This window comes from Micromonospora sp. D93, from assembly GCF_018070365.1.
Classification (GTDB): Bacteria; Actinomycetota; Actinomycetes; order Mycobacteriales; family Micromonosporaceae; genus Micromonospora; species Micromonospora ureilytica.
The window spans coordinates 1-19,351 of sequence record NZ_JAGPXW010000036.1 but is presented as its reverse complement, the minus strand read 5'-3'; the positions used below and the strand labels follow the sequence as shown (position 1 = coordinate 19,351).

The following is a 19,351-nucleotide window of genomic DNA, read 5'->3' as shown; positions in this document are numbered from 1 at the left end:
GCCCACGCCCTCCTCGCCGCTGACGAGTGAGAGAAGGGACACCCTCCAAGATCCGTTGACATCCGTTTCGAGCGAGTGACAGCGTTGTCATCGACTCATTTCCTCCATATGAGACGAGGAGCGCATCTTGCTCTATCGGAACTCACAGCGCCGCCGCGCGACAGCGGCCGCCGCGACCGGCATTCTCATCACGGGGCTGGCACTCGCCCCGTCCGCGCCGGCCCAGGCCAGCCACCACCGGGCGCAAGACGGAGCCGTACGGTCGGGCCAGGCACGTTTCGAGGTGCTGTCCCCGACCCTGATCCGCACCGAGTACCAGAAGGACGGCAGGTTCACCGACGCCGCCACGTTCAACGCCATCGGGCGTGACGATTTCCCGCGTACCCGTTTCACCAAGCGTGTCGAGCACGGCTGGCTCACCATCGACACCGGCGAGATGACACTGCGTTACCGGGTCGGCTCGGGCGCGTTCACCGCCGACAACCTCACCGTGCAGCTCAAGGCCGGCAAGCAGACCGTGCAGGGCCAACCCTGGGCCGGCCACACCGCCCCGGCCTGCACGTTCGGCGCGCTCTGCGAGGCCGAATCGCTGCAGCTGAACGGTCCCGGCGTGGCCACCGACCACCAGGGATTCACCGGGCGCGGCTTCGCGGCCGGTTTCGCCTCGTCCGGCGACTCGGTCACGTTCGCGCTCGACGCGTCCGAAGGCGGCACGAAGCAGCTCAGCGTCCGCTACGCGAACAGCACCGGCGGCGACGGCCAGAACGTGGGCCGCACCCTGACGGTTCAGGTCGACGGCGACGCCGGCCACACGCTGACGCTGCCGCCCACCGCCAACTGGGACACCTGGGGCCTGGCCAGCGTGCCGGTCGACCTCACCGCCGGCCGGCACGAGATCAGCGTCGTACGGGGGCCCAACGACTCCGGCAACGTGAACGTCGACAGCCTCGCGGTGGTCAACCCGGCTGATGCGTTCCCGGCACCGGCCACGCCCCAGCCGCAGCCGCTACGGTTCGGCACGCTGGGAGAGGCCGAGACCGGCGCGCTGACCGGCGGCGCGAGGCCCGCGAACGACCACAACGGCGCTTCGGGTACGGGATTCCTGGCCGGCCTGGAAAGCATCACCTCGGCCGTCGCGCTCACCGTGACTGATGTTCCGTTGGCAGGTGACTACCGGGTGCAGATCCGCTATGCCAACGGTCAGGCCGGCGCCCAGCCGAGCCAGACGCGCACCATGTCGGTCACGGCCGGAACGGCGGCGCCGGTCACGGCGACCCTTCCACCGACCAGCGGGTGGGACTACTGGAACACCGTCTCCGTCCCGGTCCACCTCGACCGTGGCACCAACACCGTGACGCTGGGCTGCCCCACCGACGCCAGCTGCAACGTCAACGTCGACACGGTCGCCGTCACCAGCAAGGGCTCCCCGCTGCTCGCCCCGCACGCGCCGCTCGGCGGCTACCGCCGGGGCCTGGACGGCGTGACCGGTTCCGCGCTCACCGCTCCGGGCCTGCTCTACCAGGACGGCTGGTACCTCCTCGACGACTCGGCCTCAGCCCTGAGCACCACCAAGCCCCGGCCCGCCGCCGAGCAGGACGGCTACGTCTTCGCGTACGGGCAGGACTTCACAGGTGCTCTGAAGGACCTGTCGACCCTGACCGGGCCCACGAAGCTGCTGCCGAAGTGGGCGTACGGGGTGTGGTACTCCGAGTACTACGACCGCACCGCCACCGAGTTCCAGAACCTGGTGACCCGGGCCAAGGCCGAGGGCGTGCCGCTGGACGTGCTCGTCCTCGACACCGACGTCAAGGCGCCGGACAAGTGGAACGGCTGGAGCATCGACCCCACCCGGATCCCCGACCCGAAGGCGTTCTTCGACTGGGCCAAGAAGCAGGGCCTGCACACCGGCATCAACATCCACCCGAGCATCCTCGGTTCGGACCCGAAGTTCGCGCAGGCGCAGGCCACCGCGAAGGGCAAGCTCCAGCGCGTCGGCTGCAACGGTGGTGCCGACTGCTACGCGTTCGACTTCGGCGACCCGGACCAGCTCACCGCGTACATGCAGCTCCACGACGGGATGATCCCCAAGGGCAGCAAGGGCCCGGACCTGTGGTGGCTGGACTGGTGCTGCGACAACACGAAGTCCTCCCTCGCCGGGGTGACCGCTGACGCGTGGATCAACCAGCAGTACGCCGACAAGACCGGCTTCGCCTTCTCCCGGGCGTACGGCTCGTTGCAGGCCGGCGGCTACAGCAGCCCGACCCCGGTGTCGACCGGCCCGTGGGCCGACAAGCGCACCACGCTGCACTTCACCGGCGACACCACCTCCGACTGGTCGACCCTCCAGATGGAGGTCGGCTACACGCCGGGCGAGTCGGCCGCGACCGGGCTGGCCGCGGTCAGCCACGACATCGGGGGGCACACCGGCGGCCTCCAGGAGCCGGGCACCGAACCGGGCAGCACCAAGCTGCCCGACGACCTCTACGCCCGGTGGGTCCAGTTCGGCACGTTCCAGCCCATCGACCGGCTGCACTCCAACCACAGCGACCGGCTGCCCTGGCAGTACGGCCCGGCGGCCAACGCGTCGGCCAAGAAGTTCCTGAACCTGCGGGAAAAGCTGCTGCCGTACACCTACGCCGCCGCAAAGGAGGCAACCCGCACGGGTACGCCCATCGTCCGCTCGATGTACCTCGCGTACCCGAATGAGCAGGCCGCCTACGCCACCGCCGGTTCCCAGTACCTCTACGGCCCGGACTACCTGGTGGCACCCGTGACGACGCCCGGCACCACCGCCACCACGTCGGTGTGGTTCCCGCCGGGCAACAGCTGGACCGACATCTTCACCGGGAAGACGTACCGGGGCGGCACCACGCAGAACATCACCACCACGCTGGACACCATGCCGGTGTTCAAGAAGCACTGATACGCCGTTTCCGACACCGGCCGGGTGGGGCAACCCCACCCGGCCGGTTCGTTTGTTGGCTGGGCTCAGCGTTGGTGGGGCCGGCGGGCCAGCGACAACCAGCCGAGGAACCGGGCGTGCATCGCGGACGGGTCCGGGCGCAGCCCCAGGCCGTACACGTCATCGATCGCCTCCTGCATCGACGCGGCCAGGTAGAACGCCAACGCGATCGAATGACCGTAGAACTCGGTGATGAGGGCGAGCTGAGCCGGGCCGCACGGCCAGGGCGCGGCGCAGTTACGGCACAGCCATGCCGGGCGCATCGGCAGGTGCGGGCGAGGGCGGACGGTCATCCGACCCGCACCGGACGCCGCCGGCGTTTGGCGGGCCTGGCCGGTATAGCGGGCAGAGCTTGCAACCGCACGCCAGCACGCATCACGTACAGCTCGCGCCGCGCGACCGCGTCGCCGCCCGCGTTCAGCTGGTAACCCTCAATCCAGACCCATCCGTCGTACGTGTGCCGCTCGGGCAGCTCGCGGATGACGCGAACGAAGATCGGGTGCAGGAACTGCACGCTCGCCGCGGTGGTCAGGTGGACCACGTCGCCAGCCTTCATCTTCCCGATCTCCTCGGGTTTGTCGTCGGGCACGGTCTCCCCCTGGTGCCGTTGGGAGGGGCCGCTCCCGTGAGTGCTCGCCCGTCGGGAGCGGCCCCGCTACGAACGCGACCGCCGGATCTCGTGGGCCTGCCAGCCGCGCCGCCTGGTGACACTCTGCTGTGGAGACCGTTACGCTCGGAAGGTGCTTCCGGTGTCCGGGGTGACCTGGCCTAACAGGGCCTCGACGTGTGGCACCTCGGGTAGTCGATCTTTGAGTTGAGGGGCGTTGCATGGCTGACGTACCAGGGCCGTTATCGGCGTTCATCGTTGGCGAGATCCGCCGCGCCCGCGGGGCTTCCGGCATGACGCAAGAGTCGTTCGGCCGCGCTGCGGGCTTCAGTGCCTCACACGTCAGCGCCGTGGAGAGCGGCACGCGAGCGCTGACGATCGACTTCATCAAGGGCGCCGATCGAGGGCTTAACAACGGCGGGCTCTTCGAACGCCTGGCGACGAAGTTCGGCGCACCGTCGTGGTTCCTGCCCTGGCTGGACGCTGAGCGCGAAGCGACACAGCTCCGCTACTTCGAGCCCAACCTGATCCCCGGCCTACTACAGGTGGAGCACTACGCGCGCACCGTCCTGCGAACAGTCGAGAGCCTTACCGATGACGAGGTTGAGCAGCGGGTGCAGGGGCGTATGAGCCGGCAGGCGATCCTGACTGGGGAGCGTCGGCCACAGTTCGTCGCGGTGCTGGACGAAGCCGCGATCCGCCGCACGGGTGATGGTCTGGGCGGGATCATGGCCCAGCAGGTCGCTCATCTGGTCGCGATGGCCGAACTCCCCCACGTTCACGTCCACGTCATCCCGATCGGCAGCGGCCTGCACATCGGGCTGTCCGGACCGTTCGCCCTGGCTCGGTCCAGCGAGGGAGTGTGGGTTGGCCACCTCGAAAACCAGCTTGGCGGGGACGTCATCGACAAGGACGATAATGTAGCTACGCTTCAGGCAAGGTGGGAGAGCGTCCGAAACGAGGCTCTACCGCGCCGGCAGTCCATCGACCTGCTGAAGGAAGTTGAGAGCCATCATGGACCTCAGTAACGCCCGGTGGCGCAAGTCCACCCGCAGCGGCGCGAGCGGCGGGAACTGCGTCGAGGTGGCAAGCAACCTGCCCGGTGTTGTGGCTGTGCGCGACTCGAAGGACGCCGCCGGACCGGCTCTGACCTTCGCTCCAGCGGCCTGGGCCATGTTCGTCGCCCAGGTGGCCGAGCGGCCGTAACCGACGCGACACGCGTGCTCTCTTCAGGCGTCCAACCTGCATGGAGTTGCCCTCCGCTGCGCCCAGACAGAATGCTGGCGGCTGGCTCGGAGTTGGAAGGCGGTGGGTCGCCGCAACGCGACAAGGCGTTGACCCAGTGGTGACGACAGCCGGCGGTAGCCATCCTGCCGGCTGCCGCTCTGGGCGAGCGAGCACGTCGACCGCTGACTGTGTTAGCAGGCTCAGTGCTTGCGGCGGTGGCGAAGCCGTTTTACAACCTATAGCGCTCTGCCGAGATAGCCTGCCACGGACGACAAGAAATCGATGAGCAATGGGGGAGACTGGCGGTAATTATTGTTTTCAAGAACCTGCGTTAGCCAATTTTGTTTATTGACGTTCAACGGGATCCAGCGCTCAAGCTCACCCACTGGGACGACGAAGATGCCGATCGCTTGCAGCTGAGTGAAAAGCCGCGGCGCTGATTCAGCCGCAGCTTCAGGGAGAATGCTCATCCCGCCTTTCTTCAAGAGATGCCAGGGCGACTTCGGCGCGAGAGCATCCTTGATTGCCTCTGTTACTTTATCGGGTACCCCTTCTTTTCCGGGCAACCCCTTAAACAGCTCAGCAATTTTGCTCCGAGTGGCTTCAGCCGTCGGGACGGTAAGACCTAAGCTCTCCACCGCAAGCTTGACCACCTCGAAGTCCTCTTCGAAATCAGCCCAATCACCTCCGGCATCCTTGATAATCGATTGAAGCAGTTGCTGACTATTCAGCAGGTCAATATCAACAATTGCCGCGCACTCGACGTGGAACTCTCGAAGTTGCCGAATACCCTTACCAAGGCGAGCTTTACCGTTTACGTGCGTGAAGAGAAGATCTCTTGCTTCAGGCAGACTGGAGAGGTGCTCGTCCAGTACGGCTTGATAGAACCGGCAATCGCTATCCCCTTCACAGAGCACGACCCCGGCATGAAAAAGGCCATCCAGCAGGTCTGAGTAACGCATTAACGGATCGGACCATGTTTCCCGGATACGTTCTGGGGCGACGGTGCTAGGCGCAAAACCAGAGCTTTTCTTTTTACTCATCCGCACGATCTGCACGGGCCGATCACGGGAGTCAAGGATTCCCTGCAAGAAGTCTTCGCTGTGAGTAGCAACAATAAGCTGGGAAGAGCTCGGCAATTCGTCCAGCAGCAACTTGCCTAGCCGGCGGGCCTGCGGAGGATGCAAGAACGCTTCGGGCTCATCGACGATTACGACTGGACGCGGCGACAGCATCGTTTGCAGCAGGAGTCCTACGAATGCACGGATACCGTCTCCTTGCGAACCAACCGGCTGCAATGCCGCGTAATGCTTCAGGACCTCCATCGAAGGCGGTGGCGGCGGCAAATCTGCAGGATCTTCACCGATTAGTATCCTCAGTGCCGTGCCGTACCGATTGATGCACACCTTAAACCCAAAGGTATCTTGAGTCCAGTTCGATAGGCGATGCAATGTGTCTGGGTTGGCATAAAGAGCCTGGATCGGATCCCCGGGTATATCCGTTAGCATGTCATAAAGCGAGCTATCGGGTATTAACCCGAGGCGACTGTCGGCAAACTGTGTGGCGACGAAGAAGTTGCCTAGTTCATGCAGACGCGGCCATTCCTGGAAAGATTCCACTAGGCGGCGAGGCGCTTCTCCGAAAGAATTTTTGAACCAGGTTTCATTATATGCGTGAGGCCTGCGCCTCTCTTCCGATATATTATGGCGAAACCAATTGAGCGTATCCTCTGAACTACCTTCCTTGATTATTTCAATGTCGTCCAGGAGTGCCCGATCGTCGGGCGATGGCTCATTAACCAGTCGGTTAGCAATGCTCCGCAGCAGGAGAGATTTTCCACTGTTGTTCGCGCCGACGACGACGAGTGCACCACCGGCGGGTACAACCACGGAACTGCCGTCCGTAAAGCGAACTTCTCGTACTTGCACCTTAAATACCACACTGCCACCAAGGAGAAGAGTCGTGGTCGAGGTAGGCACGTAAGGTACCGCATCGTGGCGTGATATGCGCGCCTTTCTGGTGCGGTACGCGTGTCAGCAGGCGGTTGCCCCGTCGTCCAAACCAGGGATTGGCTTGACACTTTGTCCCTGGGTTCGGCACCAGTCCATCGCCAGGGCGTGCTCGGCCAAGACGGAGCGACCTTCGACACCATAAATAGGCTCCGACTGCCTCACCGCTGCGGCTCCAAGATCGGGGCAGATAGGCTCCGATGATCCGCAGCTCAGGGCGTCTCCCTGGCACAACGCCGCCCAATATTGACCATGAACGACCATCGAACCCCGGGTTTAGAGCCGGCTCAAACCCATGATCAGGTCTCTGAGCTGGTGGGCGACGGACGAGTCGACCTGTACGCCGGATTCTGTGCGCGGCGCGTACCCCGAAGGGTTTGCGCCGGCGGCGGCCATCCATCTGGGCCTGCCGTTGCCGACAGGCTCTAGCGGCCTACCCGCAGACATCGGGCGGGCAGCCCTCAAGCGTCTGCGCCGGGTCGTCATCTTGCGGTGACGGCCCTTGCTTGGCCTTGCTCCGGGTGGGGTTTACCGAGCCACCCCGGTCACCCGGGGTGCTGGTGGGCTCTTACCCCACCGTTTCACCCTTACCGTCCCCGTTGGGGTCGGCGGTCTGTTTTCTGTGGCACTTTCCCGCGGGTCGCCCCGGGTTGCCGTTAACAACCACCCTGCCCTGTGGAGTCCGGACGTTCCTCGGCGGCGGGCCGAAGCCCGCCGACGCGGCCGCCCGGTCGACTCGTCCGTCGCGCTCTCATCCTAACGACGCCGGCGGCACGCCTATTGCCGCCCCACAGGCGGGTGCCCGCACAGACCTGCCCCGCAGGCGGGCCTTCGACAGACCCGGCCCGCACGGCAGCGCGCGTGGAGACCGGTCAGTTCACGCTGATCGTCACGACACCGGTCCCGGCGTACGCCTTCGGCAGCTCGGTGAGGACCGGACGCCCGGTGGGCCACTCGGCGTCGGGACGTCCCAGCGCGGCGGCATGGGCTAGCTGCCAGTCCACACCTTGACGTAGCAGACGCCCCACCAGCAGAGCGGTCGCGTAGCCCAGCTCGACGACCTCCAGCGCTGGTAGGGCACCGATGTGCTCTCCCAGGGCCGGGCGGGCGGAGGTGGCTGCGGCAAGGCAGAGCGCCGGCACCTGGACGTGCCGCCCCGCGTCCCTGTGTGCGGTGACCACGAGCCCGGAGAGCGCCGGGTTGCCGGCACCGAGCGCGAGCAGCGCCGTGTGGTCGAGGATGACCGCGGCCTCGGTCACGCCGCCCGCCGGCCATCTTCGGCTAGAGATTCCGGGACATTGCCAGCCTCGACGGCCGCCCAGACGTCCTCGCCCCGGGTGAGGTCCTCGGCGCTGAGGTCGGCAGCGATCTTGAGTCGGACGTACTGCTCCGCGCGCGCAGCGCGGTCGCGCAGTTCGTCGGCGGTGAGTGCCGCCTGGGTGAGTTGGGCGACGAGGTCCCGCATCGTCGTTCCACGTTCGTTCGCCAGGAGCGCCAGGCGGTCGCGTACCTCGGTGTCGACTTTGATCGTGGTATCCACGACCGGAGTATACGACCGGTATACCGCTGCCCTGTTCCGCCTCGCCGGCCAGCTCACGACGGGTTCGCCGCGCGTACTAGCCTCGTGGGGCTATGGATCTCTCCCACGCCGCGCTGCTGCTCGCCGCCGGTCTCGCCGCTGGCACTGTCAACGCGGTGGCCGGTGGCGGTTCGTTGATCACCTTTCCGGCGATGATCGCGATCGGGTTGCCCCCGGTGCCGGCGAATGTCAGCAACTCCGTCGCCGTCTTCCCCGGGTATCTGGCCAGCGTGGCGGGCAGCCGACAGGACCTGCCGCGTCCCCGCGCGCTGGCCACGCTCGTGCCTACCACCATCGTCGGCACGATTCTCGGGGCGTTGCTGCTGCTGGCCACTCCGGCCCGCGCGTTCGAGCTGGTCGTACCCTTTCTGGTTCTCGGCGCGACAGCGGTCCTGGCCTTCCAGGACCCGCTGCGCCGGCTGGTCGGCCACCCCCGGGACCTGTCGCCGCGCCAGCGGACGGTCGCGGTCCAGACGATGGTCGCGCTCGGTGCGGTGTACGGCGGTTACTTCGGTGCGGCGCTCGGCGTGATGCTGGTGGCCGGGCTGGCCCTGGTGCTGGACGCGACCCTGGTACGGGTGAGCGCGATCAAGAATCTGCTCTCCGCGGTGGTGGGGTGCACGACGCTCGTGGTGTTCGCCCTGTTCGGCCCCTTGAACTGGGCGGCGGTCGCGGTGGTCGCGCCGGCCACCCTGATTGGGGGGTACGCGGGCGCCCGGCTCGTCCGCCGGCTGCCGCCGGTGGTGCTCAAGACGGTGATCGTGGTGTTCGGTACGACGATCGGCCTCTACCTGCTCTGGCGCGCCCTGAACTGAGCGGCGTCAAAGGCCAAGATCCGCGCAAGGCCAAGATCCGCGCAACATCGGGGAAACTGCTGCCTCAGCGAGCCCGGAGGCAGCAGTTTCCCCGCAAGTGCGCGGATCTTGGGGACTAGCCCACGCGGGTCAGTAGGTTTCGCCAACGGGCTCGTGTTCGGTGTCGGCGGCGGCGCGGTTCCAGCGGGACCAGAGGACCCGTTCGCCGTAGCCGGCGGCCATCAGGTGCGCGAAGGCCAGGTAGACGAGCACGCCGACGGCGAGCACGCCGAACCCGACCCAGAACGGCAGCGACAGGGACTGCTCGGCGAGCTTGCCGGAGATGATCGGTGCCGGCGCGGCGGCGCCCCAGCGGACCAGGTTGAACGCGCCGGTGGCGACGCGCCGGTCGCTGGAGCCGAGGCCGAGTGCCAGGTCGGTGAGGTTGGCGTTGGCCAGTCCCATGCAGAGTCCGGCGAGCACCAGGACCACGAGCGCCTCGGCGGTGCTGGTGGAGGTGGCGAAGAGGACCATGCAGATCAGCAGCCCGGCGATGGCCACGCCGACGGTCTGTACCGCGCCGATGCGGTGGGCCAGCCGGTGACCGATCACCATGATGCCGGCGGCCAGGCCGAGCCCCCAGCCGGTGAAGGCGAGCCCCAGCGGGATGACGTCCAGGCCGAGGAAGAGCGGCGTGTAGCCGAGCACCACGAAGAACACGAAGTTGTACGCGGCGGTGACCACGCAGAGGGCGATGAACGCCGGCCGGCGGTAGGTGGCGAAGATCTGGCCGACGCGTACCGGTGCTTGGCGGTTGGTGGGCTCGCGGAGTTTGCGGGACGCCACGCCCAGAGCGAGGACCATGAAGACGCCGCAGACGAAGAACGGCAGCCGCCAGCTGACCTCGCCGAGCAGGCCACCGATCAGCGGTCCGACGGCGAAGCCGAGACCGAGGGCGGTCTCGAAGAGGCCCACCACCCATTCTCGGTCGACGGCCAGGTTGACAAGCACCACCATGGCGGTGGCGAAGAACATCGCGTTGCCCAGCCCCCAGACGCCGCGCAGCACTGACAGCTGCACGATGTTGTCGCTGAACGAGGCGAGGATCGCGGCGAGGCCGACCACTGAGACGCCGGTGATGAGCACCGGCTTGAAGCCGAACCGGCCGCTGGCCAGCGTCGCCGGGATCATCCCAAGGGCCATGACCGCGATGTACGCGGTGAACAGCAGCTCGACCTGCCAGGCGGTGACGCCGATCGCCTCGCCGATGGCCGGCAGGATCGGGTCGACGACGGCGATGCCGGCGATGGCGAGGAAGGCCACCAGCGTGGTGGCGTAGATGGCACTGCGGTTCGGTTCGGAACGCCGATCCACTCCGACTCCTCAGATAGCTGTATCGTACAGGTACTTATTCTGTATCATACAGCTATGAGCGACGACCATGACGAGAGCACCCTCGGCCGGATCGAGACCGAGGTGGCCCTGCTGATGCGCTTCGGCGAGGCCACCCGGCGGGCCACCGGCACCGCCGAGCACCGGGTGCTGGACCGCGCGGCGTACGTCATCCTGCGCCACCTGGCCGACGCCGGCCCGCAGAACGTCTCAGCGCTCGCCGCCCGACTCAACCTGGACGGCTCGACAGTCACCCGGCAGGTGTCCGCGCTTCAGCGGGACGGCCTGATCACCCGTACCCCGGACCCGTCCGACGGCCGCGGCACCGTCATCTCCCCCACCACGGCCGGTCTCCAACGGATGACCGCCGTGCAGGCCGCCCGCACCCGGCTCTACGGCGACATGCTGGCCGACTGGAGCACCGAGGACCGCTCCACCCTGGCAGCCCTGTTGGGCCGCCTCAACCAGGCCCTGATCAACCGCAACCGCCCCCGCTAACCCGCCCAGCCCACCCCCAGCTCGTCGATCTTGCACTTTCGGTGGGAATAAACAGGGGCGAATCGGCACCGAACGGGCACCATAACTGCAAGATCGACGCGCGGCACGCGACGACGCGCGGGCACGCAAGGACCCGCGGCACGCAAGGACCCGGATACAGGTACGCCCGAGCACCGACCGACGTCGGCGCCCAGGCGTACCTCAGGTCACGCGACCGGTTCGCGGGCCGAGTCGGCGTCGCGGTCGGTGCCCGGGGTGACTCGGGGGTCACCCTCGTCGGCGAAGTAGTCGTCCGGCACGGTGCCGTCGACTCCCTCGTCGACCTTCGCGGCCCGCAGCGCCAGCGTCACCAGCGCCGCGACGGCCAGGTTGACCGCCACCGCCACGATGCCGACGTAGATCGTCTTGGTGGTGTCGAACCCGAACTCCGACAGCGGGAACGCCGAGCCGCCGAAGTGCTTCCGGGTCGGGCTGGCCACCTGGTAGAGCATCCACATGCCCAACCCCATGCCGGCGACCCAGCCGACGATGAGGCCGGTGCGGTGGAACCAACGGGTGTAGAGGCCCAGCGCCACCGCCGGCAGCGTCTGCAGGATGATCACGCCACCGATCAGCTGGAGGTCGATGGAGAACTGCGGGTCGAGGAACACGATGCAGGCCACCGCGCCGACCTTCACCACCAGTGAGGTGATCTTCGAGACGGTCGCCTCCTGTGCGGGGGAGGCGTCCCGCTTCAGGTACTCCTTGTAGATGTTGCGGGTGAACAGGTTCGCCGCCGCGATCGACATGATCGCCGCGGGCACCAGCGCGCCGATGCCGATCGCCGCGTACGCGACACCGGCGAACCAGTCCGGGAACTGCTGGTCGAACAGCAGCGGGACGATCGTGTTGTTGTCCACCGAGCCGGCCGAGTTGCCGGGCAGCGGCTTCACGCCGGCGGCGATGGCCATGTAGCCGAGCAGCGCGATCAACCCGAGCAGCAGGCTGTACGCGGGCAGCGCCGACATGTTCCGCTTGATCACGTCGCGGTTCTTGCTGGCCAGCACACCTGTGATGCTGTGCGGGTAGAGGAAGAGCGCCAACGCCGAGCCGAGCGCCAGTGTCACGTACTGAAGCTGGTTGTTGCCGTTGAGCAGGATGCCGTCGTTCGGGTTGGGCGAGGCGTCGAACTTCGCGTCCGCAGCGGCGAAGATGTCACCCCAGCCGCCCAGCTTGTACGGCAGGTAGATGACCGCCACCAGGATCACGATGTAGATCAGGCTGTCCTTGACGAACGCGATGAGCGCGGGCGCGCGCAGCCCCGACTGGTACGTGTAGGCGGCCAGGATGGCGAACGCGATGATGATCGGCAGGTGCCGGGCCAGCGCGTTGTCGCCGGTGACGCCCATCGTCTTGAGCACCGCCTCGATGCCGATCAACTGCAACGCGATGTACGGCATGGTGGCGACGATGCCGGTGATGGCGATCAGCAGCGCCAGCACCGGCGAGTCGAACCGGTTGCGGACGAAGTCGGCAGGCGTGACGAACCCGTGCCGGTGTGACACCGACCAGAGCCGCACCAGCACCAGGAAGACCAGCGGGTAGATGACGATGGTGTAGGGGACGGCGAAGAACCCGGCCGCGCCGGCACCGAACATCAACGCCGGCACCGCCACGAAGGTGTACGCGGTGTAGAGGTCACCGCCGATCAGGAACCAGGTGATCCAGCCGCCGAAGCTGCGCCCGCCCAGCCCCCACTCGTCCAGGTGCGCCATGTCCTTCGGTGCCCGCCAGCGGGCAGCCACGAAGCCCATCGCGCTGACCAGGAGGAACAGCAGGGAGAAGACGATGATCTCGGTGAGATGGTCGCGCCACATCAGGAATCACCTCGCTTCTTCGTCATCTGGTAGACCAAGGTGGTGGTGCCGACGCCGAGCAGGATGAAGGCCAGTTGCAGCCAGTAGAAGCGCGGGAAGCCGAAGACCCGGGGCGAGTCGCCATTGAAGAAGACCGGGATCAGCGGCACCACGATGGGGATGAAGAGCAACCAGTTCCAGGGGCTGTGGTCCTTCGCCCTGGTCGGCGCCGTGGTGGGCGCCTCCGGTTCGGGTGCAGCCATCTGACACACCTCCGGGGAGTCGTGGCTCTCGATGTAACGGCCGGAGGCTACGACTCTGTGATGGCGGTCACCTGACCCGCTCAGAGGGCGCTGCGCCGAACGGCCGGCCGGATGCGCCGAACGGCGCGCCCGACCGGCCCTGGCAACGGAGGGTGCGGCGGTTCAGTCGAGGGTGGAGAGGTGGGCGGTGTCGTTGACAGTGCGCACGGCCACGCCGCCGTCGGGCCACATGTCCAGCACCGAGATACCGGCCGCGTCCAGGAAGAGCCGGTGCAGGAAGCCGTCGCCGGCCGCGAGAGCGTCGCGCAGCATCAGCTTGATCGGCGAGACGTGCGAGACGACCACAACGGTCTCACCGGGGTACGCGGTGAGCAGCCCACTGATGACGCGGTGCGCACGTTCGGCGACCTGGGTGAACGACTCCCCGTCCGGCGGCGCGATCCGGGGTGAGGCGAGCCAGGCGTCCATCTCCCCCGGCCACTGCTGGCGCACCTCGGCGAAGGTGCGCCCCTCCCACTGGCCGAAGTCGCACTCGATCAGGTCGTCCTCGGTGCGGACCGGCACGTCACCGAGCGCCCCGGCGATCGACGCCGCGGTGGCCGTACACCGGGACAGCGGTGAGCTGAGCACGGCCGCGACGGACGGGGCCAGCTCGGCCACCCGGGCGCCGGTGGCGCGGGCCTGGGCCCGGCCACGTTCGGAGAGCGGCACGTCGCCGCGCCCGGAGTAGCGTCGCTGCTCGGTGTACGGGGTCTCGCCGTGGCGGACCAGGATCAGTCGGGTGGCGGTGAAGGTCGGCCGTGGCTCCCAGGAGGCCGGCGCGGTCGCCGGATCGCTGCCGATGATCGGGGCGGCGGGCGTAGTCGCGGGCTGGCCGGTAGGCGCAGCCGTCGCAGGACGGCCGGGGGCCGCAGCCGTCGCAGGACGGCCGGGGGCCGCAGCCGTCGCAGGACGGCCTGCGGCGGCGTCCATGGCGGCGTTGGCGAGAGCGTCGGCGTGCCGGTTCTGCTCGCGCGGGATCCAGCTGAACCGGACCGCACTGAACCTGCCGACCAGCGCGGCGGCCTGGGCGGCGAGGGGGCGCAGGCCGGGGTGCTTGATCTGCCACCGGCCGCACATCTGCTCGACCACCAGCTTCGAGTCCATCCGGACGTCCACCTCGGCGGCGCCCAGCTCGGCGGCGGCGGTCAACCCCGCGATGAGGCCCTGGTACTCGGCGACGTTGTTGGTGGCCGTGCCGAGCGACTCGGAGCGCTCGGCGAGCACCTCGCCGGTGTCCGGGTCACGGACCACCGCGCCGTAGCCGGCGGGGCCGGGGTTGCCCCGGGACCCGCCGTCGGCCTCCATCGAGACCACGCGCGGCGCCACGACCTACAGGCCCGACTCGTTGGTGCGGACCATGATCCGTCGGCAGTCCTCGCAGCGGACCACGTCGTCGGGTGCGGCCTTGCGGATCCGGGCCAGGTCGGCACCGGACAGGTCCAGGCGGCACCCGCCGCAGCGGCCGGCGGTGAGCAGCGCGGCGCCCAGACCGGTGTCCGCGCGGATCTTGTCGTAGAGGGTGACCAGTTCGCTCGGGAGGTCGGCGGCGAGCGGTTGACGGGCGCCCCGCTTGAACTCCTCCTCCTTGGCGATCTCGGCCATCGCGTCGTCGCGGCGCTGCTCGGTCGCGGCCCGCTTGTCCCGGGTCTCGGCCAGCCGCTGCTCCACGCCGTCCAGTACGCCCTGCGCGGTCTCCCGCTGCTCCATCAGCTCCAGTTCGGCGTCCTCCAGGTCACCCTGGCGGCGCTTCAGCGAGACCAGCTCGTGCTGGAGCGCCTCCAGCTCGCGGGCGGGACCGGTGCCGGCGGCCAGCCGGTTCTCGTCCTTCTCCTTGCGGGCCCGGACCTGCTCGACGTCCTTCTCCAACCGGGCGATGTCCCGGTCCAGGTCGTCGACGGCCACCTGGGCGCGCACCCGCTCGTCCTCCATCGACGACAGTTCCCGGGCCAGCGACTCCAGCTCGGCCCGCTCGGCAAGCGTTCGCCGACGGTGGGCGAGCTGGGCGAGGTTGGTGTCGATCGCCTGGAGGTCGAGCAGGCGGCGCTGCACCTGAGGGTCAGCCTTCACGGTCGGGCTCCTTGTCGTCCACAACGGGTGCGGCGGCGTGCACGGTCCACGGGTCGGTGTCCAGGTCGGACACCAGCGTCTCGACGTCCAGCGCCTCCCGGAGGAAGGCGGCCAGGTCGTCCAGCCACGGTCGTTCGGTCGCCCAGTGGGCGGCGTCGATCAGGGCGGGACCATCGGCGGCGAGGTGCTCGCCGGCCGGGTGGTGCCGCAGGTCGGCGGTGAGGAACGCGTCCACCCCGGCGGCGGTCGCGGCGCCGAGGAAGCTGTCCCCCGACCCGCCGCTGACGGCGAGGGTACGAACCATACGCCCGGGATCCCCCGCCGCGCGAACTCCCCAGGACGTGACGGGGAGCACCGCGGCGGCGTGTCGGGTCAGTTCGGCGAGGGTCATCGGCTGGGGCAGCTCGCCGATCCGGCCGAAACCCCTGTCGTCGTCGTGGGCGGGCGACCCGGGTGCGGGCCGCTGGAGTGGGCGTAGTCCGGTGAGCCCGAAGCGGGCGGCGAGGGCGTCCGAGACGCCCGGGGAGGCCACGTCGGCGTTGGTGTGCGCCGCGTAGAGCGCCACCCCGGCCCGGATCAACCGGTGGATGATCCGCCCCTTGAAGGTCGTCGCGGCGACCGACGACACCCCGCGCAGCAGCAACGGGTGATGCGAGACGATCATGTCCGCGTCGGCGGCGAGGGCTTCGTCGACCGTCTCGGGCACCACGTCGACCACGCAGAGCACCCGGCGGACCGGGGTGGCCGGCTCGCCGAGCACCAGGCCCACCCGGTCCCACTCCTCCGCCCAGGCCGGCGGAAAACGCCGTTCCAACGCGGCCACCACGTCGCTGACTGTGGGGGCGGATCCGCTTGTGCTCACGGCGGGCCAGCTTACCGGCGTGGAGGCCACCGGGCGGTGACACCCGGCCCGGCCGCGTCGGGTGGAAGATCTGCCGGACGCCCTACGCGGCGCTCCAGGAAACGGTCTGCAACGCGGCCAACGGCATCGCCCAGGGGAAGGCGTGGGTGTGCTGTTCCCCCGTTCCGGGCGGATGCAGAGCGATCACGTCGTCGCCGAAGAGCACAGTGACGCCCCACTCGGCCAATCGGGCCACCCCGGCACGAAACGCCGGGTGGCAGGCCATCGCCGCGTTGGTGTACGGCACCGCCACGATGGGGACGCCCTTGCCCTGGGCCTCGACCAGCAGCCCGAGCGCCAGGGTGTCGGTGATCCCGGCCGCCCACTTGTTGACAGTGTTGACGGTGGCCGGGCAGACGATCATGGCGTCGGCGGGCGGCAGGACGTCCGGGTCACCGGGATTCTTGTAGTGCGTCCGCACCGGGTGGCCGGTCTGCCGGATCAGGGCCGACTGGTCGACGAACTTCGCCCCGTCCGGCGTGGTGATCACGCAGACGTCCCAACCGTCCTGCTGGGCGAGGTCGACCAGACGACCGACGTGCCGTGCCAGCGGCGAACCGCAGGCGATGACGTAGAGCACCTCGCGGTGCTCGCTGTTGCGCGCTGCACCGGCCATCAGACCGGCTCCGCGCTCATACCCCTACTCCCATGTGCTCAGCCAACTCCGCTACCGGAGAAGGCGGCGCACCACGTGTGCGACGAAGGATGTCGGACATCACCTCGTGCGCGATCGGCCGGCAACGGATCTCGGACGGGGCGAGCCGATCACCGAGCAGCAGCATCTCGCCGGCGTTCGCGACGTCACCTATCTGGGCGTAGCCGCGGGCGATGTCGAGCAGGTGGTGGGCGCGGCGCTCGGGCAGCAGCGCGTTGAAGGCGGGCTCCGCGATGCGCAGCTGGTGCACCTCCACGGCCCGTCCCCCGTCGCCCAGCTCCACCGCCGCGGCGGCCCGGTGCAGTTCGACGTTCGTCGGGCCGAACGACGTCCAGTAGTGGTTGTGGTCGCCGCCGAGCAGGGTGGCTGCCTCCTGCGCGCAGTTGATCAGATCGTCCACGCTGGCCGAGTCCCCGATGCGGGACGCGGCCATCGCGCCCTGGAGCAGCAGCATCCCGTAGACGGAGAGGCGGGCCGGGGAGACCTCGTTGCTCCCACCCGGTGCCAGCCGGTTGGCGATCTGGACGTTCAGTTCCAGCGCGGGACGGGCCCGCCCCATCGCGACCAGGGCGTTGCACACCCGGGTGGTGGCGATCCCGGCCAGCAGCGGGTCGTCGGCCCGCTGGGCCACCGCCATCGACCGGTCGGCGGCCAGCCAGGCGAGCTCGCACTCGCCGAGCTTGCGCAGCACCGAGGAGGCGATCTGGTAGACCTGGCCGAGCAGGTGGGCCGCCTCGGCGGCCCGCTCACCGCCGTAGGCGGCGTCGGCCGCCTGGGCGTCGCGCAGCAGCTTCGGCAGCGCCCGGGTGAGCATCCCGTAGCGGCCGTACTGGTAGGTGAGCCAGGCGTGGTTGACAGCCTTGCGCATGTCGTCCATCGGCGGCGGGTACGGCACCGCGTCGAAGTAGGCGCTCATCGAGTCGTAGCGCTCCAGCGCCGCCCGGATCTCCTGCACCTCGATCTGGTCGATGCAGTTGAGGGCGTCGGCGCGCCGCTCCGGGTCCTTGCCCATCAGCAGCTGCACGTCCATCTGGAGGATGTCGGCGATCTCGTAGAGGACGGAGAACTTGTCCAACCGGCGGACGCCGCGTTCGACCTTGTCCACCCAACTCTTGGACTTGCCCAGCCGGTCGGCGAAGACCTGCTGCGACATCTTGCGGCGCCCCCGCCAGTAGGCAACTCGCCGTCCTATGGGTAGCTCGTCCATCTCCCCATCCTCCCCTGCCACCGACGACCAATCGAGTCGGGGCGATGTCTGCGGGCGCGGCGACTGCCGTTCATTTTCAGGTTTTGGCTGGTCGCACAGGATGTACGTCAGCCGTACAGCTAGTCCTCGTACTTTTCGTGCAAGTTGCACGGGCCGTTCGTCAACCTCAACGATCGTGGGTTACGGCAGTGACGGTGCTCGACATACGACCTGGCGAACGCCGGGCCAGACGAGAGGAGTTGGCACATATGTGGGGGAATGTCGGACCGCGCGTTGCCGAACTGTCGCCGCTGGAACGGGTACGGCTGCGCCGGGTCGCCATCCGGTACGCCATCCACGGCTGGGAGGTCACGCCAGGCGCCTGCCTGGCCCGCAGCCGCTTCGTGTGCGGCCGGGCCGGCTGCCCCACAGTGGGCTGCCACCCCGCCCTGGAGAACTGGGAACTGGCCGCCAGCGCCGACCCGGCCCGGGTCGCGACCTGGTGGCGGAGCCGACCGCACGGGGTGCTGCTGCCCACCGGCCGGGCCTTCGACGTGCTGGAGGTGCCCGCCCACCTCGGCCGGCACGTGCTCGACGCGGTCCAGATCCACCCGGCCGGCACCGGCGTACGCGGGCCGGTGCTGGTCACGCCCACCGGGAGGTGGATGTTCCTGGTCCGCCCCGGCGACCCGCTCCGACCGGAGTTGGAGCACTGCTTCCACGTGGTCCGGCACGGGCCGGGCTCGTGGATCCCCGCGCCGCCCACCCGGCTGCCGGAGGGCACCGTCCGGTGGGCGGTCGCCCCCGAGCAGGCGCGCTGGCAGCTGCCGGATTCCTACCTCGTGCAGAACACGTTGATCGGGGCGCTACGCGCCAGCGGGGTGACGCTCGCCCCCGACCTGCTCCCCGGTCACCTGCCGCTGCCCCGGCGAGGCATGTGAGACCGGCCCGGTCGACGATTCGATCCGGTGCCCGACAGCGTCGCCAGGGCGCCGGTCCTCGTTGACAGGGGAAGAGCGCGAACGCGCGCCACGAACGGGGGAACGATGTCCACAAACGACAGAGCGCCTCACCCCGGCGGCACCGAGCCACCCCGGCGCAGGCACCCAGGGCGACGCTGGGCCGGCACCCGACCGTCCGGCTCCCGCCCCGGCCGCCCCCGCCCCACCGGCTCCCGCCCGGCCGGCACCCACCGCCCGCTGCGCTAGTCGCTCGCCGCACTCCCACCCAACTCCCGGCGATCTTGCACTTTCTGTCCCGATACTCTCCGCACAACGGGACAAGTGCGCAACAGAAACTGCAAGATCGCGGGCGCGGGGGGCGGGGGGCGGGGG

Annotated in this window: 19 protein-coding genes and 1 other RNA gene; 6 read left to right on the top strand and 14 right to left on the bottom strand. The window is 68.6% G+C overall.

Going from position 1 to position 19,351, the window contains the following annotated elements; all coding sequences use genetic code 11:
* Nucleotides 1-127: 127 nt before the first annotated feature.
* Nucleotides 128-2,923, top strand: coding sequence for a TIM-barrel domain-containing protein (locus KBX71_RS29235; RefSeq protein ID WP_210821006.1), 2,796 nt, complete (start codon nucleotides 128-130; stop codon nucleotides 2,921-2,923).
* Nucleotides 2,924-2,988: 65 nt separating this feature from the next.
* On the opposite strand, the gene KBX71_RS29230 is transcribed toward KBX71_RS29235, so the two are convergent.
* Both KBX71_RS29230 and KBX71_RS29225 read right to left on the bottom strand, forming a co-directional pair.
* Nucleotides 2,989-3,255 carry a hypothetical protein gene (locus KBX71_RS29230; protein ID WP_210821005.1) on the bottom strand — a complete coding sequence of 89 codons (267 nt, stop codon included), beginning with the start codon at nucleotides 3,253-3,255 and terminating at the stop codon, nucleotides 2,989-2,991.
* Nucleotides 3,252-3,518, bottom strand: a complete 267-nt coding sequence (locus KBX71_RS29225; protein ID WP_210821042.1) for a hypothetical protein — start codon at nucleotides 3,516-3,518, stop codon at nucleotides 3,252-3,254. Before KBX71_RS29225 ends, KBX71_RS29230 begins: the two co-directional genes overlap by 4 nt.
* 272 nt (nucleotides 3,519-3,790) lie before the next feature.
* Here KBX71_RS29225 and KBX71_RS29220 point away from each other — a divergent pair, with 272 nt between their 5' ends.
* Both KBX71_RS29220 and KBX71_RS29215 read left to right on the top strand, forming a co-directional pair.
* The gene (locus KBX71_RS29220) at nucleotides 3,791-4,597 is read left to right on the top strand and encodes a helix-turn-helix transcriptional regulator (protein ID WP_210821004.1); all 807 of its coding nucleotides are present in this window, start codon (nucleotides 3,791-3,793) and stop codon (nucleotides 4,595-4,597) included.
* Nucleotides 4,584-4,775, top strand: a complete 192-nt coding sequence (locus KBX71_RS29215; RefSeq protein ID WP_210821003.1) for a DUF397 domain-containing protein — start codon at nucleotides 4,584-4,586, stop codon at nucleotides 4,773-4,775. Before KBX71_RS29220 ends, KBX71_RS29215 begins: the two co-directional genes overlap by 14 nt.
* A 257-nt stretch (nucleotides 4,776-5,032) precedes the next feature.
* On the opposite strand, the gene KBX71_RS34665 is transcribed toward KBX71_RS29215, so the two are convergent.
* The 4 genes from KBX71_RS34665 to KBX71_RS29195 form a co-directional block, all read right to left on the bottom strand.
* The gene (locus KBX71_RS34665) at nucleotides 5,033-6,775 is read right to left on the bottom strand and encodes an ATP-dependent endonuclease (RefSeq protein WP_210821002.1); all 1,743 of its coding nucleotides are present in this window, start codon (nucleotides 6,773-6,775) and stop codon (nucleotides 5,033-5,035) included.
* Between the two features lie 353 nt (nucleotides 6,776-7,128).
* Nucleotides 7,129-7,544, bottom strand: an RNA gene (gene rnpB / locus KBX71_RS29205) — RNase P RNA component class A.
* A gap of 133 nt (nucleotides 7,545-7,677) precedes the next feature.
* Nucleotides 7,678-8,064 carry a hypothetical protein gene (locus tag KBX71_RS29200; RefSeq protein ID WP_210821001.1) on the bottom strand — a complete coding sequence of 129 codons (387 nt, stop codon included), beginning with the start codon at nucleotides 8,062-8,064 and terminating at the stop codon, nucleotides 7,678-7,680.
* Nucleotides 8,061-8,345 carry a hypothetical protein gene (locus KBX71_RS29195; RefSeq protein ID WP_210821000.1) on the bottom strand — a complete coding sequence of 95 codons (285 nt, stop codon included), beginning with the start codon at nucleotides 8,343-8,345 and terminating at the stop codon, nucleotides 8,061-8,063. The genes KBX71_RS29200 and KBX71_RS29195 overlap by 4 nt, the downstream gene beginning before the upstream one ends.
* A 92-nt stretch (nucleotides 8,346-8,437) precedes the next feature.
* Here KBX71_RS29195 and KBX71_RS29190 point away from each other — a divergent pair, with 92 nt between their 5' ends.
* Nucleotides 8,438-9,199 carry a sulfite exporter TauE/SafE family protein gene (locus tag KBX71_RS29190; RefSeq protein WP_210820999.1) on the top strand — a complete coding sequence of 254 codons (762 nt, stop codon included), beginning with the start codon at nucleotides 8,438-8,440 and terminating at the stop codon, nucleotides 9,197-9,199.
* Between the two features lie 129 nt (nucleotides 9,200-9,328).
* Here KBX71_RS29190 and KBX71_RS29185 read toward each other — a convergent pair whose 3' ends face one another.
* On the bottom strand, nucleotides 9,329-10,552 hold the full coding sequence (locus KBX71_RS29185; protein ID WP_210820998.1) for an MFS transporter: 1,224 nt from the start codon (nucleotides 10,550-10,552) through the stop codon (nucleotides 9,329-9,331).
* Between the two features lie 54 nt (nucleotides 10,553-10,606).
* Here KBX71_RS29185 and KBX71_RS29180 point away from each other — a divergent pair, with 54 nt between their 5' ends.
* Entirely contained in the window at nucleotides 10,607-11,068 is a 462-nt protein-coding gene (locus KBX71_RS29180; RefSeq protein ID WP_210820997.1) for a MarR family winged helix-turn-helix transcriptional regulator, read from the top strand.
* 206 nt (nucleotides 11,069-11,274) lie between these two features.
* On the opposite strand, the gene mctP is transcribed toward KBX71_RS29180, so the two are convergent.
* The 7 genes from mctP to KBX71_RS29145 all read right to left on the bottom strand — a co-directional run bounded on the left by mctP (nucleotide 11,275) and on the right by KBX71_RS29145 (nucleotide 18,038).
* Entirely contained in the window at nucleotides 11,275-12,924 is a 1,650-nt protein-coding gene (mctP, locus tag KBX71_RS29175; protein ID WP_210820996.1) for a monocarboxylate uptake permease MctP, read from the bottom strand.
* Nucleotides 12,924-13,166 (bottom strand): DUF3311 domain-containing protein, encoded by a 243-nt coding sequence (locus tag KBX71_RS29170; RefSeq protein WP_124822819.1) that lies wholly within the window; start codon nucleotides 13,164-13,166, stop codon nucleotides 12,924-12,926. The genes mctP and KBX71_RS29170 overlap by 1 nt, the downstream gene beginning before the upstream one ends.
* Before the next feature lie 162 nt (nucleotides 13,167-13,328).
* On the bottom strand, nucleotides 13,329-14,534 hold the full coding sequence (locus KBX71_RS29165; RefSeq protein WP_210820995.1) for a bifunctional RNase H/acid phosphatase: 1,206 nt from the start codon (nucleotides 14,532-14,534) through the stop codon (nucleotides 13,329-13,331).
* 3 nt (nucleotides 14,535-14,537) lie between these two features.
* On the bottom strand, nucleotides 14,538-15,275 hold the full coding sequence (locus tag KBX71_RS29160; RefSeq protein ID WP_210820994.1) for a zinc ribbon domain-containing protein: 738 nt from the start codon (nucleotides 15,273-15,275) through the stop codon (nucleotides 14,538-14,540).
* Nucleotides 15,265-16,137, bottom strand: a complete 873-nt coding sequence (locus KBX71_RS29155) for a Nif3-like dinuclear metal center hexameric protein (protein ID WP_210820993.1) — start codon at nucleotides 16,135-16,137, stop codon at nucleotides 15,265-15,267. Before KBX71_RS29155 ends, KBX71_RS29160 begins: the two co-directional genes overlap by 11 nt.
* An 82-nt stretch (nucleotides 16,138-16,219) precedes the next feature.
* The gene (locus tag KBX71_RS29150) at nucleotides 16,220-16,792 is read right to left on the bottom strand and encodes a flavoprotein (RefSeq protein ID WP_210820992.1); all 573 of its coding nucleotides are present in this window, start codon (nucleotides 16,790-16,792) and stop codon (nucleotides 16,220-16,222) included.
* Between the two features lie 16 nt (nucleotides 16,793-16,808).
* The gene (locus KBX71_RS29145) at nucleotides 16,809-18,038 is read right to left on the bottom strand and encodes a helix-turn-helix domain-containing protein (RefSeq protein ID WP_124819130.1); all 1,230 of its coding nucleotides are present in this window, start codon (nucleotides 18,036-18,038) and stop codon (nucleotides 16,809-16,811) included.
* Nucleotides 18,039-18,286: 248 nt separating this feature from the next.
* Between KBX71_RS29145 and KBX71_RS29140 the strand changes: the two genes are divergently transcribed.
* On the top strand, nucleotides 18,287-18,958 hold the full coding sequence (locus KBX71_RS29140) for a bifunctional DNA primase/polymerase (RefSeq protein ID WP_124819132.1): 672 nt from the start codon (nucleotides 18,287-18,289) through the stop codon (nucleotides 18,956-18,958).
* Nucleotides 18,959-19,351: the final 393 nt, after the last annotated feature.

Bases quoted from the DNA above. Each gene is read 5' to 3' on its own strand.
- KBX71_RS29230 (WP_210821005.1), bottom strand. From the start codon at position 3,255: ATGACCGTCCGCCCTCGCCCGCACCTGCCGATGCGCCCGGCATGGCTG.
- KBX71_RS29140 (WP_124819132.1), top strand. From the start codon at position 18,287: ATGTGGGGGAATGTCGGACCGCGCGTTGCCGAACTGTCGCCGCTGGAA.
- KBX71_RS29180 (WP_210820997.1), top strand. From the start codon at position 10,607: ATGAGCGACGACCATGACGAGAGCACCCTCGGCCGGATCGAGACCGAG.
- KBX71_RS29150 (WP_210820992.1), bottom strand. From the start codon at position 16,792: ATGGCCGGTGCAGCGCGCAACAGCGAGCACCGCGAGGTGCTCTACGTC.
- KBX71_RS29145 (WP_124819130.1), bottom strand. From the start codon at position 18,038: ATGGACGAGCTACCCATAGGACGGCGAGTTGCCTACTGGCGGGGGCGC.
- KBX71_RS29225 (WP_210821042.1), bottom strand. From the start codon at position 3,518: ATGAAGGCTGGCGACGTGGTCCACCTGACCACCGCGGCGAGCGTGCAG.
- KBX71_RS29170 (WP_124822819.1), bottom strand. From the start codon at position 13,166: ATGGCTGCACCCGAACCGGAGGCGCCCACCACGGCGCCGACCAGGGCG.
- KBX71_RS29215 (WP_210821003.1), top strand. From the start codon at position 4,584: ATGGACCTCAGTAACGCCCGGTGGCGCAAGTCCACCCGCAGCGGCGCG.
- mctP (WP_210820996.1), bottom strand. From the start codon at position 12,924: ATGTGGCGCGACCATCTCACCGAGATCATCGTCTTCTCCCTGCTGTTC.
- KBX71_RS29220 (WP_210821004.1), top strand. From the start codon at position 3,791: ATGGCTGACGTACCAGGGCCGTTATCGGCGTTCATCGTTGGCGAGATC.
- KBX71_RS29190 (WP_210820999.1), top strand. From the start codon at position 8,438: ATGGATCTCTCCCACGCCGCGCTGCTGCTCGCCGCCGGTCTCGCCGCT.